General features: G+C 67.3%; 14 protein-coding genes and 1 tRNA gene. 2 read left to right on the forward strand and 13 right to left on the reverse strand.

Annotated features, from left to right (window positions below):
- Positions 1-6: 6 nt before the first annotated feature.
- The 9 genes from IBX22_RS25545 to IBX22_RS25585 form a co-directional block, all read right to left on the reverse strand.
- The gene (locus IBX22_RS25545; RefSeq protein ID WP_194818236.1) at positions 7-759 is read right to left on the reverse strand and encodes an ABC transporter ATP-binding protein; all 753 of its coding nucleotides are present in this window, start codon (positions 757-759) and stop codon (positions 7-9) included.
- Positions 756-1619, reverse strand: a complete 864-nt coding sequence (locus IBX22_RS25550) for an ABC transporter permease (protein WP_194818237.1) — start codon at positions 1617-1619, stop codon at positions 756-758. The genes IBX22_RS25545 and IBX22_RS25550 overlap by 4 nt, the downstream gene beginning before the upstream one ends.
- A complete protein-coding gene (locus IBX22_RS25555) occupies positions 1616-3028 on the reverse strand; it encodes an ABC transporter substrate-binding protein (RefSeq protein ID WP_194818238.1) in 1413 nt (470 codons plus the stop codon). Before IBX22_RS25555 ends, IBX22_RS25550 begins: the two co-directional genes overlap by 4 nt.
- A gap of 14 nt (positions 3029-3042) precedes the next feature.
- Positions 3043-3270, reverse strand: coding sequence for a ferredoxin family protein (locus IBX22_RS25560; RefSeq protein ID WP_067844087.1), 228 nt, complete (start codon positions 3268-3270; stop codon positions 3043-3045).
- Complete coding sequence (locus tag IBX22_RS25565) at positions 3270-4049, reverse strand: GntR family transcriptional regulator (RefSeq protein ID WP_194818239.1); 780 nt, start codon at positions 4047-4049, stop codon at positions 3270-3272. Before IBX22_RS25565 ends, IBX22_RS25560 begins: the two co-directional genes overlap by 1 nt.
- 180 nt (positions 4050-4229) lie before the next feature.
- Positions 4230-6020: an acyl-CoA dehydrogenase gene (locus tag IBX22_RS25570; RefSeq protein WP_194818240.1), complete on the reverse strand. Its 1791-nt coding sequence runs from the start codon at positions 6018-6020 to the stop codon at positions 4230-4232.
- Between the two features lie 96 nt (positions 6021-6116).
- Positions 6117-7106 (reverse strand): 1-aminocyclopropane-1-carboxylate deaminase/D-cysteine desulfhydrase, encoded by a 990-nt coding sequence (locus IBX22_RS25575; protein ID WP_194818241.1) that lies wholly within the window; start codon positions 7104-7106, stop codon positions 6117-6119.
- 97 nt (positions 7107-7203) lie between these two features.
- Positions 7204-8205: a phosphotransferase family protein gene (locus IBX22_RS25580; protein WP_194818242.1), complete on the reverse strand. Its 1002-nt coding sequence runs from the start codon at positions 8203-8205 to the stop codon at positions 7204-7206.
- A gap of 5 nt (positions 8206-8210) precedes the next feature.
- The gene (locus IBX22_RS25585) at positions 8211-9326 is read right to left on the reverse strand and encodes a hypothetical protein (protein WP_194818243.1); all 1116 of its coding nucleotides are present in this window, start codon (positions 9324-9326) and stop codon (positions 8211-8213) included.
- A gap of 94 nt (positions 9327-9420) precedes the next feature.
- Between IBX22_RS25585 and IBX22_RS25590 the strand changes: the two genes are divergently transcribed.
- Complete coding sequence (locus IBX22_RS25590; RefSeq protein ID WP_194818244.1) at positions 9421-10023, forward strand: TetR/AcrR family transcriptional regulator; 603 nt, start codon at positions 9421-9423, stop codon at positions 10021-10023.
- Positions 10024-10027: 4 nt separating this feature from the next.
- Here the strand turns inward: IBX22_RS25590 and IBX22_RS25595 are convergent, their stop codons facing one another.
- From IBX22_RS25595 to IBX22_RS25610, 4 genes are all read right to left on the reverse strand, one after another.
- Entirely contained in the window at positions 10028-10333 is a 306-nt protein-coding gene (locus IBX22_RS25595) for an antibiotic biosynthesis monooxygenase (protein WP_194818245.1), read from the reverse strand.
- A gap of 100 nt (positions 10334-10433) precedes the next feature.
- Positions 10434-13349, reverse strand: a complete 2916-nt coding sequence (locus IBX22_RS38370; protein WP_194818246.1) for a helix-turn-helix transcriptional regulator — start codon at positions 13347-13349, stop codon at positions 10434-10436.
- Between the two features lie 75 nt (positions 13350-13424).
- Complete coding sequence (locus IBX22_RS25605; protein WP_194818247.1) at positions 13425-13661, reverse strand: hypothetical protein; 237 nt, start codon at positions 13659-13661, stop codon at positions 13425-13427.
- Between the two features lie 268 nt (positions 13662-13929).
- Positions 13930-14046, reverse strand: a tRNA-OTHER gene (locus IBX22_RS25610).
- Between the two features lie 135 nt (positions 14047-14181).
- Here IBX22_RS25610 and IBX22_RS25615 point away from each other — a divergent pair.
- Positions 14182-15336, forward strand: coding sequence for an epoxide hydrolase family protein (locus IBX22_RS25615; RefSeq protein ID WP_194818248.1), 1155 nt, complete (start codon positions 14182-14184; stop codon positions 15334-15336).
- Positions 15337-15391 lie beyond the last annotated feature (55 nt).

Genomic DNA, 15391 nt, shown 5'->3' on the forward strand with positions numbered 1-15391 from the left:
ATTCGGTCAGAGGGCGGCGAGCTCGGACTGGCCGAGCGCGGCGATGATCTCGGCGCGCGCGGCGGAGCGATCGACGCCCGGGGTACGGGGACGTGGCACCTCGAGCAGGGCGCGCAGCGGCTGACCGGCGCGGCCGAGCACGGCCACCCGGTCGCCGAGCAGCAGCGCCTCGTCGACGTCGTGGGTGACGAACAGGACGGTGCTCGGATGCGTCTGCCAGGTCTGGATGAGCAGGCGCTGCATGGTGGCGCGGGTCTGGGTGTCCAGGGCGCCGAACGGCTCGTCCATCATCACCGCGCGCGGTGCGCCCGCCAGGCCGCGCGCCAGCTGCACGCGCTGGCGCATGCCGCCGGACAGGCTTTTGGGCAGGAAGTCGGCGAAGCCGGTGAGTCCGACCTCCTCGATCCACTTCTCGGCGCGCTCACGTCGACCGGCGCGGGGTTCGCCCCGGAGTTTCAGTGCCAGTTCGATATTGGCGCGCACAGTGCGCCAGGGGAGCAGGGCGTTGTCCTGGAAGACCACCGCCCGGTCCCGGTCGGTGCCGGTGATCGCCACGTCGTCGGCCAGGACGCGGCCGGAGTCCGGGCGCAGCAGCCCGGCCAGCGCACGCAGCACCGTGGACTTCCCGCAGCCCGACGGCCCGGTGAGAATCAGGATCTCACCCGGCCGCACGTCGAGGGACAGGTCGGCGATCACCGGTGCGCCACCGTAGGACAGGTGCACCCGGTCCAGGCGCAAATGTGTTCCGATGCCGGTCATTTCGAGACCTCCTGCACTCGCGGCAGCCAGCGGGTGGCGCGGCGGCCGATCAATTCGACCGCGGCGGAGGTGGTGTAGCCGAGCACGCCGATGGTGATGATCCCGACGAACACCCCGGGATAGTCGACGATGGTGTACGCCTGCCAGGTGCGGTATCCGACTCCGAGTCGGCCGGAGATCATCTCCGCCGACACCACACAGATCCAGGCGACGCCGATGCCGACCGACAAGCCGCCGAATACGCCGGGCAGGCTGCCGGGCAACACCACTCGCCACAGCACGTCCCAGCGACTGCCACCGAGCGTGCGCACCGAGTCCTCCCACAGCGTCGGCAGGGCGCGCACCGCGTGCCGGGTGGACACCATCACCGGGAAGTAGGCCGCGATGAAGGTGATGAAGACGATGCCCGCCTCATCACTGGGGAACAGCAGAATCGCCACCGGCACAATGGCAATGGCCGGAATCGGCCGGGCCAGCTCGGTGAGCGGCCCGATAGTGTCGGCGAACCACCGCGAACGGCCCAGCGCCACACCGGTGCTCACGCCCAGCACCGCGGCCAGCCCGAACCCGGTGAGGATGCGGATCAGCGACTGACCGAGATCCAGATAGAAGGTCTGGGTGCCCAGCTGGGTCTGGAAGGCCCGCACGATCTCGGTGACCGTCGGCAGCGTATCGAACCGCACCCAGAGCCGGATGTCGTTGGCGGTCACGAACTGCCACACCGCGATCGCGGCCAGCACGGCGGCGATCCGGACGATCCGGGACCGCCACACCGCCCGCCCGGCTCGGGGCCGGATGTCGGCCGCGGCCGACTCGGCGACCGGCGCGGCCGCCAGATCCAGGACAGCGGTGCTACTCATACCCGCACCTCGGTGACAGCTTGCTCGAAGCCGACAGTCACACCCGAGGGATGCTGGGCCAGGTAGCGCCCGGCCGCGGCGGCTGTGGTGAAGGGCAGGTAGGTCTCACCGTCGCGCACCCAGACCGCCTTGTCCGCGAACCAGCGGGTGCCGAGTTCGGCGTCGGGCACATACGCGACCCGCACCGACTTACCCTGCGCCCGGCCCTGTTTCAGAGCCCGCAGCAGACTGGTCGGATCGGCCGCCGGTTGTGTCGAATCCTGCCCGGCGAACCAGATCTCGCTCGCCAGCGCCGGATTGTCGACTGCCTTGTTGCTCAGCGGATCGGTGCCCTTGACCAGCGAGGGATTGGCGGTAGCGGCCAGGGCGGCGTCATAGTTCTGCCCGCGCTCGGCGAACGCCTTGCGGATCGTGGTGTCGTCGACGAACTTGTCGATATCCAGTTCGGCGAAGTCACCGATCGACTTCAGGTAGGTGACATCGCTTTTCAGCGTCTCCACCAGGCGCGATTTGATAGTGGTGTCGAAGGAGGTGCCGCCCGGTCCGTTGTAGAGGTACACGACCTCGGCTGGGAGGCCAGAGCTCTCGGCCACGATCTGGGCTGCCTCGAGGGGCTTGTCGTTGAGGAACTGGGTGGCATCCAGCTGCGCCTGCAAGAACGCATCGAGAACCTCCGGATGCTTGGCGGAGTAATCGCGGCGTGCCACCACCGCGTGAAAGGTGGGCACGTTCAGTTCGGCACCGTCGTAGAGCAGCTTGGCCTTGTTCTGGAAGACCAGCAGGCCGGGCCAGGCCACGAACTGCGAAAGGCCCTGCACCTGACCCGATTCCAGCGCGGACGCGCCGATCTGCGGCTGCTGGTTGAGTACCTCGACGCCGGATTTGGGATCGATTCCGGCCCGGGTCAGTGCCTGCACCAGCGTGCCGTGCCCGGCCGAGCCGACACTCGCCGAGACCTTTTGCCCGGCCAGGTCGTTGAGCGTGCGCGCCGGGGAATTCGGCGCCACCACAACCATGTTCAGCGCGCCCTTAGGGTTGTAGCCGGTCACCGACACAAGGGCGGTCTTGGCGCGCTCGTTGGCCTGGGTGCGGGAACCGTTGATCAGCACCGGATAATCACCCATGGACCCGATGTCGATCTTCTCCGCCACCATCTGCGCGGTGATCGGCGCGCCGGTGTCGTAGTCCTGCCACTCGACCTGGTACTTGGCGCCGCCGATCTTGTTCAACCGCTGCTCCAGGAAACCCTTGGCCCGCAACAGGGTTCCGGCGGTCACGGTGTTGATGGTCTTGGACTGGTAGCCGATGACCACCTTGACGGTGTCACCGGAGGTGGCCTGCTCCAGCGAGCAACCGGTGAGGGTGAGCGCGGCGGCGAGCAGGATGGGGGCGAAACGTGTTCTCTTCATGGGTCTTTCCGGGTTCAGCGCAGCAGATAGGGCATGTTGACGGTGACGGCGCCGGTGGGGCACCGGGCCGCGCACGGGCCGCAGTACCAGCACTCGTCGACGTGCATGAAGGCCTTGCCGTTCTCGGGGTTGATGGCAAGGGAATCCAGCGGGCAGATCTCGACGCACAGCGTGCAGCCCTGGATGCACAGCGATTCGTCGATGGTGACGGGGATATCGGCACGCTGGTTCGCGAGCGCCATCAGATGACCTTCCATTCGGGGGTGGTGCGGGTCAGGTTGCCGCGCATGGTGATTCGGTCGCCGCGCATCCGGATGAACTCCAGGTCGACCGGGGTGCCGTCGTCGAGGCGGGTGAGCCGCTCCAGCATCAGCAGCGGTGCGGCGGCGGGCACGTCCAGGGTGGCGGCGGTGTGCGGGTCGGCGGCGACGGCCTCCAGCGACAGGTCGGCCGAGCCGAGGCGCTGTCCGCTGATCTGCTCGAGCAGCACGAAGATGTCGGTGGTTTCCAGGTCTTGTTCGAGCACCTGGGCGCCGATCTCCGGGGTGAGGTAGGTCAGGTCGAGGCTGAGCGGCAGGTCGGCGAGGTAGCGCAACCGCTCCAGGTAGACCACGCGGGCGCCGGGTTCCAGGCCCAGCCGGCGCGCGACCGCGGCCGGTGCGCTGATCCGCATGGCGGCGCGCACCTCGTTGCGGACGGTGCCGTGGCCCTGGAAGGTTTCCTGCAAGCCGAGCAGCGCGTCCAGTCCGTGATCGTATTTCCGGGCGGCGACGCGGGTTCCGACCTTGGGGAGGCGGTCGATCAGGCCCTCGTCCTTGAGCAGCGCCAGGGCTTCGCGCACGGTGTTGCGGGAGGCGTCGTGTTCGGCGGCCAGCTGCTGTTCGGTGGGCAGCACGTCGTCGAAGGCGCCCGCGTGGATCTGATGGCGCACCAGATCGGCCACCCGGCGCGCTTGGTCGGCGCGTAATCGCCGCACCGGCGCGGGTGCTCTCTGCTCGTCCTGTGGGTCGCTGACCTGCATGAACAGTGACGATAGTGGCGTTTTGAGGGCCCGCTCGCCGCCACGAGCGGGCCACTCGACCCGGCGCTGGTATTGCGCCGGGAGGGGTCCCGGCGCTACCTGGGGAAACAGCGGTGCGCCGGTGCTTTACGCCACCTCGCGGGGCGGGGCGGAAGTTCGGATCACGGGGATTTCAATGAGCTAGAACCAGGAGTCGCGCATTTCCAGCGTGGTGCGATCACCCGAGGCGAGCAGGTCCAGCTGCGGCGCGGTCTTGGGCAATTCGTAGGCGAAGAAGTAGCGCGCGGCGGCCCGTTTGCCCTCGTAGAAGTCGCCTTCCTGGCCCTCGGCGGCCAGTAGCTGCTCCAGCCAGATCCACGCGACGACGTGGTGGCCGAACGCCTCCAGGTACACCGTGGCCTGCGCCATCGCGGCGGCCGGATCCGAGAACAGGGCGGCGGTGACGGTCAGCAGGCGCTGCCACGAAGTCTCCAGCTGCGCACCGAATTCCGCGGCCGCGCCACCGGCTTCGGCGGCCTTGCCGACGGTGCCGGTGATCCGCTCGGTGAGCAATCGCAGGCTCGCGCCCTGGTGCTGAATCACCTTGCGGCCCAGCAGGTCCAGGCCCTGAATGCCGTGCGTGCCCTCGTGGATCGGGTTCAGCCGATTGTCGCGGTAATGCTGTTCGACGTCGTATTCGCGGGTGTAGCCATAGCCGCCGTGCACCTGGATGGCGAGGTTGTTGGCTTCCAGACACCATTGCGACGGCCAGCTTTTCGCGACGCCGGTGAGGATTTCCAGCAGCAGGGTGTACTCGCGCTTACGGTCCGGGTTGGTGGCGGTGCGGGCCAGGTCGACCAGTTGGTTGCAGTACAGCAGCAGGGCGAGCGCGCCCTCGGCGTAGGACTTCTGCGCCAGCAGCATCCGCTTGACGTCGGCGTGCTCGATGATCGGGAGCTGCGGTGCCGCAGGGTCTTTCGCGGTGACCGAGCGACCCTGGTGGCGCTGGCGGGCGTAGTCGAGGGATTTCAGATAGCCGGTGTAGCCGAGCGCGGTAGCGCCGAGGCCGACGCCGAGCCGGGCCTCGTTCATCATGTGGAACATGTACGACAGCCCGCGATGCGGTTCGCCCACCAGATAGCCGACCGCACCGGGCGCACCGTTCGGATTGTGCTTGCCCTCACCGAAATTCAGCACCGTATTGGTGGTGCCGCGGTAACCCATCTTGTGGTTCAAGCCCGCCAGCACCACATCGTTGCGGGCGCTGAGCGAACCGTCCTCGGCGACAAGATACTTCGGCACCACGAACAGCGAGATGCCCTTGGTGCCCGCCGGTCCGCCCGGAACCTTGGCCAGTACCAGGTGCACGATGTTCTCGGTGAGCTCGTGATCGCCGCCGGAAATCCACATCTTCGACCCGAACAGCCGGTAGGTGCCGTCCAACTGGGGTTCCGCGCGGGTGACGATATCGGCCAGCGAGGACCCGGCCTGCGGTTCGGACAGGCACATGGTGCCGGTGAACCGGCCCTCCACCATCGGCTGCACGAACCGCTGGACCTGTTCGGGGGTGCCGTGCGCGGCCAGCAGGTTGGCGTTGCCGACGGTCAGGAACAGATAGCCGGTGGTGCCCACGTTCGCGGCCTGGAAGAACCCGAACCCGGCTGCCTCCACCGTCGCGGGCAACTGCAGCCCGCCGATCTCCGCGTCCATGGCCGCGCCGATCAGATTGGCCTTGGTGAACGCCTCGACCGCCGCCTTCACCTCCGGGATCAGCGTGACGCGTTCCCCGTCGAAGGTGGGTTCGTTGGCGTCGCCGAGCTTGTTGTGCGGGGCGAAGTACTGGGTCGCGAGGTTCTCGCAGAGATCCAGGAATCCGTCGAAGGTCTCCCGTGAATGCTCCTCGAACCGGGGGAGCTCGGTCAGCTCCTGGACCCGCAACCATTCGTAGAGCAGGAACTCCAGGTCCCTGCGGGAGAGCAACATCGAACGCACGGGCAATCCTCTCGCACTGTATCCAGCCCCGGTGGCGGGCTAATTTGATACGTTACTACGGCCGTGTCGCCAATGGGCGTGGGGATCCCCAGACGCTCAGCGCGGGCCGTAGGTATTGAGGAACAGCGTCGGCCCGTCCAGGTCGCCACGCGCCGAGAGATCGGTGATGGCGGCGAAAGCTTTTGCGGTGTAGACGGTTTCGAGGTGCAGGCCGACCGTGTTGGCGCGATCGCGGGCCGCGATCGCCGAGAGGGTCTCATGGCCGTAGCCGGGCCCGAGCCAGTCGCGCAGCATGGTCACGTCGTCAGGGATCAGGCCGACGGGCTCGAATTCGGCGCCGCGCTCGCGCAGCACCTCTTCGGCGCGGGTCGCCAGCTCGACGATGTGTTTGGCCTCCAACGGGAGGGTGTCGTTGACGACGATGCCGAGCACGCGGGTGCGCAGGCCGGCCAGGCGCAGGCCGAGCGCCAGGCCCGCGGCCGTGCCGCCGGAACCGACGGCGGTGACGATATGCGCCGGCTCCGGCAGGTCACCGGCCTGGACCTGGGCGGCGAGTTCCAGCGCCGCCTCCACGTAGCCGAGCGTGCCGATCGGTGAGGAGCCGCCCACGGGCAGGTAGTAGGGGAGCTTGCGGCCCGAGGAGTGCCGCAGCATCAGCCACGGCGCGGTGACGATGGTGCGGAGTTTGGAGCGCGTGTGATGCAGGGTCGCCCCGGAGGCTTCGAGGCGTTCCAGTTGCGCGCGGACGTGGTCGTCCTCGGGCTGGTCGACCAGGGCCAACGCGATATCCAGCCCGAGTTCGCGGCCGTAGAGCGCGGCCGCCAGGCCCCAGTTGGTGCCGGTGCCGCCGACGGTGACGATGGTCTTGGTGCCGCGCCGCTGTGCGTCGGGCAGCAGCCACTCCAGTTTGCGAATCTTGTTGCCGCCCCAGCCGCCGGACCCGTAGACGCTTTCGTCCTTGCACCACACCGGGATTCGGATGCCGAGCGGCAGTTCCCGGACCGGTGTCGGGGTGTCGCCGAGCCGGAGAAACGGAAGCTCCGGCGCTACCTCGGGAAAGCGCTGGTGCAGCAGTGAATCCGTCAACGTTCCTCCTTCAAGCCTCGTCGCTGAGAATCTATACGACGAAGCTCAGGGGCCCCGGTGCGCGCTGGGGGCGAGGCAGCGCCGGGAAGCGTTGGACTCAGTCTAGTAACTGATCCAAGCGCGCCACACAGACCGCGGAGAGATCCCCCATGCCGAGATGGCTCGACATCCGCAACAGCGGCACGGAAAGCAAGATCGCGGACAGGATTTCGTTGAACAGCAGGTTGCGGACGGGGCGGCCGGTGCTCCTTTCGTAGTAGGCGATGGCTTCGTCGCGACTCGGGGTGCCAGGGAGTTTCGCGCGGCCCTGGAATTCGCTGCAGAGCCAGTCGGTGAACAGCAGCCAGGCCAGATCGGATTCCGGGTCGCCGAGGCGGGCCGTTTCCCAGTCGAGGACTGCGAGCACCTCGAAGTCGGTGCGGTAGAGGATGTTCGACAGGCGGCTGTCACCCCAGCACAAGGTGGTGCGCTCGGGTTGGTAGCGGTGCTCGCGGAGCCATCGCAGGGCTCGCTGGATGGTGGGTGCGGGGGTCGCGCTGGCCCAGTGCACGGTCCAGTCGAGATAGTTGATCGCCTGCTCGATCAGGTCGGTGCCGAGGTGGTCCATGCGCAGGAAGTCCAGGCGCAGGGCTGCCGGGTCCAGCCGATGGACCCGGGCCATCGTGTCGATGCACCCCCACCAGATCTTCGTGCGCTGTTCGGGTGTCGCGTCGAAGTACATGCCGGCTTCGTGATAGGTCGGCACGTCGCTGGGGGTGCTGCCGCCGTCGATGCGGTCCATCACGAAATAGGGTGAGCCGAGTGCGGTCGGGCCGGTGTCTATCCAGCGCACCGCCGGCACCGGAAGATCGGTGGCGGCAAGGCGTTTCATCACCAGGTACTGCCTGCGCAGATCGTAGTCCGGGAACAGCGATACCTCGGGTGGGCGGCGGAACACCAGACCTGTTGTGCCACCGGCGGGGTCGACGGCGTCGAAAAGGTAGGTCTCGGTGGCGAAGCCTTGCTCGGCGCGTTTCCAGTTGACGACAACCGTGCCGGGGATGTGCTTGCGCACAAGCGGTTCCAGCGATGCGGGTAGATCCTCGGGAGCGATTCGCACGCTGCTCACCACCCGGTGTAGCCGTAGCGCGGATACGCGCCGACGAACACCATCTCCAGCAGTCCGTGCCCGACCTGATCGCCCATCCGCACCTCGCACAAGGACTCACTGAGGAAGCTGACCGGGCGGATCTGCTCCAGATCGGTGGTGTCGACGGTGAATCCGTCACTGAAGGAGGTCCCGCGCCACATGCCGGAGGCGTAGCCACGGTATTCGTTGTATCCGGCCAAGCCCGGCCAGAACCGGCAGCGCGGCGCGACCTCGATCAACGAGGTGCTGCGGTCTGCGTGATGCACCGTGAACGTGCCGCCGCTGGCGAGCCGCAGATCCTGTTCGAAGGTCAGCTCGTGCTCGACGTCGATGATCTGAGTGGACTCGCGCGCGGTCGCGATCGGATAGAGCACCTCGCCCTCGAACTGCCACCGCTCGCCGGTACTGGTCTCGCGCTGCGCGAAATGCAGTAACTGGTCCTCGAATTGGAAGATGCCCATGTAATAGAGCACGCCGTCGGGCACTTCGGAGGGTTGCAAGCCGGGCCCTTCGCCGAGGCTGCCACCGCCCGGGCCGTGCCGCACACCCCAGGAGTGGTCGCGCCCGAACCACCACTGGTCCGGATCGATTTCTATTCTCCTGCCGTCGATTTCGAGCCAGCCGGTGACGGTGCCGTTCTGGTAGTACCGGCGGGCGTCCTCCCGGACCCGGCCGCGTTCGCGATGGAACGCGGGTGTCTGCTCGTAGGCCGGGAAGTCACCGTGCAGGTCCAGGTGCAGGCTCAGCCCGTGTTCGTTGGTCACCAGGGTGACGCGAGTGCTGAGTAGCGGTTCGGTGACCTCGTAGGTATAGGGGCCGACACTCCAGACGCCCAATCGGCCTCTGGGTGAACGGTATTCGGTGGACAGCCGCACTACCTTCGCCGTTTTGCCCGCGACGGTGACCATGGCGTAGGCGTCCATGACATTGCGGTTCGGGTAGCGAGCCAGCCCGGTCATGATGCTGATCTCGCCGGACTTGTCGAAGCCGTACATCACCACCCGCTCGGTCCAGCGCAGATCGCTCTGGGCCACGTGATCGAAGGTGGTGGGGAGTTGATGGGACAGCAGTTCGTCTTCGGGTACGAGCACCGGAACTCCTTCGGAAGGGATGTCCCACCAAGGTAATACGGTGTGTCATGCAACGTAATTGTTTTCGGGTAATCGCTCCGGGTACGCTCCGCCTGTGACGTCCAATGGATCTTCGAGTACCAGGTCGGCGGCAGGCCGTCCCCGTGATACGCAGATCGATCGGGCGGTCCTGGAAGCAACCCGTTCCCTGCTGGCGGAGGTCGGCTACCAGGACACCTCGATCGCGGCCGTCGCGCGTCGCGCGCGCGTCGGCACCGCACCCATCTACCGCCGCTGGCCCGGCAAAGAAGCGCTCATCGAAGACGCCGTCTTCGACACCGAAAACATCTGGCTCCCAGCCGAAACCGCAGACCTGCACGCCGACATGTCCGAGTGGGCCCGCGTCTTCGTCCGCCGCATCGCCGAACCTTCCACCCGCGCCGCCGTCCCCGGCCTCATCTCCGCCTACCACGCCGAGCCCGAGCGCTACCGTGAGCTGCACAACCGCGCCGACCTCCCGGCCCGCCAAGCCTTGCGCGAGCGCATCCGCGCCGCCCTCCCCGCCGACGCGGATGAATCCGCTACCGCCGACCTGGTTTTCGAGATCCTCGTCGCCCGCACCCTGGTGCGCGGCCTGATGCACGGCTACGACGAGATCGACGACTTCTGCACCCGCACCGCCGACGCCCTGGTGACTTTGATCAAAGCCGCCGTGTAACCGCTCAGAAGTCGGCGACCACGTCGTGGTGGGTGACTTCTGGGTCCCAGCGGGAGAGCAGGACGCGGGCCATGTCGTCGACGACCGCGCGTTCGGGGTGTTTGCCCGCGAAGACGCGAACCGCTTGCATGCTGGAGAAGAACGCGATCGAGGTGAACTGGACTTCGTTGCCCTCGCGGTGACGCAGCAGGCGGGCGCCGCGGAAGCCGTGGCCCAGGGTGAGCTGTGCGGCGACTTCGGACTCGTAGTGCCGCTGGTAGTCGTGAGCTTTGTCGAGAGGGGCCCAACCCCGCCAAATCCGTGCGATCATCTGGCGCTCCGTTCGTAATCCATGGTAGCGCCGGAACGGGTCGTTTTCGGATGACTTCGAGGAGCTCGTGGGCCTGAGACAGCAAGTAGCCCACGGGTTGTCAGGGCGCGGCGGTGTCCAGGAGCCGGTGCTGATGAGCGAGAGCGGCGGCCTCGGTGCGGGAGGTGGCCGAGAGTTTGGTAAGGATCCGGGAAACGTGGACGCCGGCGGTGTTGGCGCTGATGAAGAGTTCGGCGGCGATCTGACGGTTGCTCAGTCCCTGGGCGACGAGGCGCAGAACGTCGAGTTCGCGGGTGGTGAGGCCGAAGGTGCGCGGCGGCGCGGTGCGGACAGGGGCGGACTCGTCGAGGGGGAGTCGAGCGCGGTCGGCGGTGTCGCGGATCGCTTCGGCGAGCGGTTTCGCGCCCAGGTCGTCGGCGAGGATCGCAGCGGCGCGCAGCGCGGTTTGGGCCGCGGATCGATCGCCGTCGGCCAATTCGGCTCGGGCGCAGTGGAATAGGGTGCGGGCCTGCTCGAAGGGTTGCGATAGCCCCTGCCAGGCTGTGACAGCGGTCTGCCAGTCGGCGGAAGTGGTGGCGGCGGTGAAGACCGCCCGGTGGGCTGCGTCGACCCGTGTCGTGCACGGCAGTGCGTCGGCCAGCGGCTCGAAATCCCTGGCCTGCTCCGGAAGCCGGGTGCCGAGGACCAGAAGCGGCCAAGTTTCCTGCGGATACTTCCTGACGTCGTCCGTGCTGAGCGCGTCGGCCAGGATACGTGCGGCCCGGGCCGGATCGGCTTGCGCGAGCTCGGCCTGGACCCCGCTCAGCTCCAGGCGATACGGCCCGACCCACCCCGCCTGACCGAGCTGTTCCTCGGCGGCCAACACTGTGGTCCTCGCGACCTCGAACTCACCCCGCGCCAACGCGATTCGTGCCCGGCACAGCTGCAGGGCCGCCGTACTCAGCGGCGGCGAGGGAGCACTGAGCGTATCCGCGATCAACTCCTCCGCCTGCGCCCAGCGACCGAGCGCAGTGAGCGCCTGCGCCCATTTCACGACGAGGATCGGCCCGCGTTCGCCGAACTGGAACGCCTCATGCGCGGTCCGCAACCCTTGCTGAATGGTTTCGATGGCGGCGCTGTAATCGCCCGCGGCGACCAGGGCCGCGGACTCCCAGGTAGCCACCGACAACAACGTATGCACGTCCTGCGCCTCCTGCGCGGCGGCCCGTGCCCGCGCAAAATGCTGCACCGCTATCTGTGAATCCTCCTCGGCGAGACCGAGATACGCGTGTGCACGGGCGGCGAGTGCGTTGCCCGAGGCGCGGCCGGAGTCTTGATGATCGGCGATCGCCAGCGCGGCTAGGGCGTTGTCGCGGGCTGTGCGGGAGTCTCCTGCGAAGACGTGAGTTGCCGCGAGTTCTGCGAGGATTTCGCCGCGCAGAAGGGTTGGGGGATCGGCCGGGAGCAGGGTGAGGGCCTGCTGGAGGTCCTCGTGACCGCCGGTGCCGTTCTGGTTGCGTAATTGGGCTCGTTGCTGGTGCAGGCGGGCGGCACGTACTGGCTCGCTTTCCGAATTGATCTGGGCGAGAGCTTGATCCGCCGCCTTGATGCCGCGTTTCACCGCATTGGTGTGGCCGCATGCGTCGACGATGTGCTCGAGGACGACCAGCCGTTCGAGTTTCGGATGATCTGTCGTGCGGTGCGGTTCTGGGTTGGAATCCGTTGTCCGCGTCCAGTAATCGATAAGGCGCTGCGTTGCGGCACCGAGGTCTACCGTCTGTTCGTCGGCGACTTTGCTCCAGATTTCGAGCACCACGTCCAGGTGGTGCAGACGCTCGGGATGCGCGCCGGCTTGCGCGGCGTCCATGGCTGCTGCCAGCGCTGAGGTGAGCGCGGTCGAGTGCTGGCCTGCGGCGTGGGCGTGGCGGGACAGCTCCGCGTTGCCGCGTTCTGGTGGGAGCAGGCCCGGCTGGTCGCGCAGGAGTTCGGTCAGCCTGGCGTGCAGGCGCTTTCGTTCGATCGGGAGCAGATCCTGGTAGACGGCTTCACGGATGAGGACGTGCCGGAATTCATATCCGGTGTCGGTGGGCAGCAGTAGATGGTGATCGATCAACTGGCGCAGGGTGTTTCGGAGTTGCGCGGCCGGGAGTTCGGCGGCGGCCGCGAGCAGGTCGTGTTCGACGGGCGAACCGGCTACGGCCGCGAGTTGTAGTACCTCACGCGGTGCGTCTTCGAGGTCGGCTTGGGCCGCCAGCAGCAGGTCGGTCAGTTCGGCGGGAGTGTCGTCGGGGGACTGGCTCAGCGCTTCCACGAAAAGCGGGTTGCCCGCGCTGCGTTCGAAGACGCGGGCGATCAGCGGCGGTTCCGGTTCTCGTCCCAGCAGCGCCGCGAGCTGTCTGCCGACTTCGTGTTTGGTGAGTGGTTCCGGGGCGATCACCTGGACGGCGGGATTGCGGCGGAGCTCGGCGACCAGTCGGCGCAGCGCCGCCGAGCCGGACGGGCGGTAGGTGCCGACGATCAGCACCTGGGGCTCGGCGAGGTTGGCGGCGAGGAAAGCGAGGAGCTCGCGGCTGGAGTCGTCGGCCCAGTGCAGGTCCTCGAGAATCAACACCAGCGAGCGCTGGGCGGCGAGTTGTTCGAGGAGCGTGAGCAGTTCACCGAAAAGCCGAATTCGATCGGAATCGGTATCCGCCGGGCGGTTCTCGGCTGCCAGCTCCGGGATCCAGCGGGCCAGCGCGGGGCGCGCGGGTAGGAGTGCGGCGAGCTCGGCGGCACCCAGCTCCCGCAACAGCGCCCGCAGCACCGCGATGAACGGCGCGAACGGCACCCCGGCATTGCCGAACTCGGGGCACCGCCCGATCAGCACCAGCGTCCGGGAATCTTGGCGAGCAGCGAACTCGGCAACCAGCCGCGACTTCCCGATCCCGGCCTCACCCGCCACGAAAACAGCCCGCACATGCGGAATGTCCACGGCCCGCAGCAACGCCGACAGCTCATTCCCGCGGCCGACGAAAACACTACTGGCCGAAACACTCACCACCCGCTGATCATCCTCGCCGCGCGCGGGCTCGCCAACCCGTAGCGGCCGCCAATTCGGGGGGCAGTGCTGGACTCACCAGCTGGTGACCTCGTCCGGAAGGTCCTTCCTGGGGACATTGATTTTCACCCAGTTCCCACCCGGGTCTCGGTAGACCTTCGCGCACGACACATCGCCGGAGTAGATCCACAATTGCTCGGGCTCGGTGGACAACCAGCCGACCCCGAACGCGTGCAGCCTGCTCCGGCTGTAGCTGCCAGCCTCGAAAACAGCACCGCCCGATGCGATTTCGACGATGGAGACAGCGGCCATGAAGTTCTCCTGAACCGTGAGGTCAACCCGGAACTGTCCGCTAGGAGATATGGGGTCGGTGGTGAGCCACGTTTCACCTGAGGAACCTGGGGCGGGTGGCGCGGGTTCCTCCCGCGTACAGGCGCCGCTGAACATCAGCAAGGCAACCGCCAGCCAGATAGCGACACTGCTATTTCCGTGTACCCGAGGCATCAAGAACCTTCCCCTCCCGTCGATTCATATGAGCCGAGCTCGCCCACAAGGACCCGGGTCCAGGTGGAAACAGGAGTGGGGCCGACGGGATTCGAACCCGTGGACCGCGACAGGGCAGGTCCGCCCCGTCGCCTCAGTCGGCGTACGGGGACCTCCGCACGCCGATCGCATTCGGCCGCTCTGCCACGGCCCCACACCCTGCCGGGAACGCGCTCCCGGGTGGCGTGAGCCTAACGGGCTGGTGCGGGCAACGGCCAATGGTTTTAGCGCGGGAAATAACGAGTTCTCGTGATGTGGGGACCCCCTCTTTACTCGGAGTATTACTGCCATGAGCAACAACGAGATCCGCCCCTTCCGCATCGACATCCCGCAGGCCGACATCGATGATCTGCGTGACCGGCTGGCCCGGACCCGCTGGATCGACGAGGTCCCCGGCACCGGCTGGGAGCGCGGTGTGCCCACCTCGTACCTGAAGGAGCTGGCTGGCTACTGGTCCGAGAAGTTCGATTGGCGGGCGGTGGAAGCCGAGCTGAACGCCTACCCGCAGTTCACCACCACCATCGACGGGCAGAACATCCACTTCCTGCATGTGCGGTCGACCGAGGAGAACGCGACGCCGCTGCTGTTGATTCACGGCTGGCCGAGTTCGGTGGTCGACTTCCTGGATCTGATCGGCCCGCTGACCGACCCGAAGGCGCACGGTGCGCCCGACGCTCCGGCCTTCGACCTGGTCATTCCCTCCCTGCCGGGCTACGGATTCTCCGGGCCGCTGACCGAGAACGGCTGGAACGATGGGCGCATCGCGGCCGCGTTCGCCGAGCTGATGGCCCGCCTCGGTTATGACCGCTACGGCGTGCAGGGCGGGGACCACGGTTCCTTCATCGCGCCGGCGCTCGGCCGTGTCGACGCCGATCATGTTGCGGGCGTGCACGTCAACGCGCTGGTGACTTTCCCGATCGGCGACCCGTCCGACTTCGCCGCCCTCACCGAGGCCGAGCAGGCCCGGCTGGCCGCGATGAAGCAGTTCCAGGACGACGGCGCGGCCTACATGAACCTGAAAGGTTCCCGCCCCAACACCATCGCGCAGCTGCTGGCGGATTCGCCGACCGGGCAGCTGGGCTGGATCGTGGAGAAGTACCAGGAGTGGACCGACCAGACCAAGGCGCTGCCCGAAGACGCCGTCGACCGCGACCGCCTCCTGGCGAACGTGAGCGTGTACTGGTTCACCGACACTGCCCGCAGCGTCGCCGGCATGTACTACGAGCGCTTCCACGACGCCGAGATGTTCGCCCCGAAGGGCACTGTCCCGACCGGTGTCGCGGTCTTCAAGGACGGCGACTACGCCATCCGGCGTTTCGCGGAGAAGTCGCACAATGTGACGCACTGGTCGGAGTTCTTCTCCGGCGGCCACTTCCCGGCCTTGGAAGTCCCCGACCTGCTCGTCGGTGACATCCGCGAGTTCTTCGGTTCGCTTGCGCAGTAGGAAAATACGCGAAGCGGCGGCCAGCTGTCAGCTGGCCGCCGCTTCGGCGTGCAGA

Origin of the sequence: Nocardia sp. XZ_19_385, assembly GCF_015355755.1 — a bacterium.
GTDB lineage: Bacteria > Actinomycetota > Actinomycetes > Mycobacteriales > Mycobacteriaceae > Nocardia.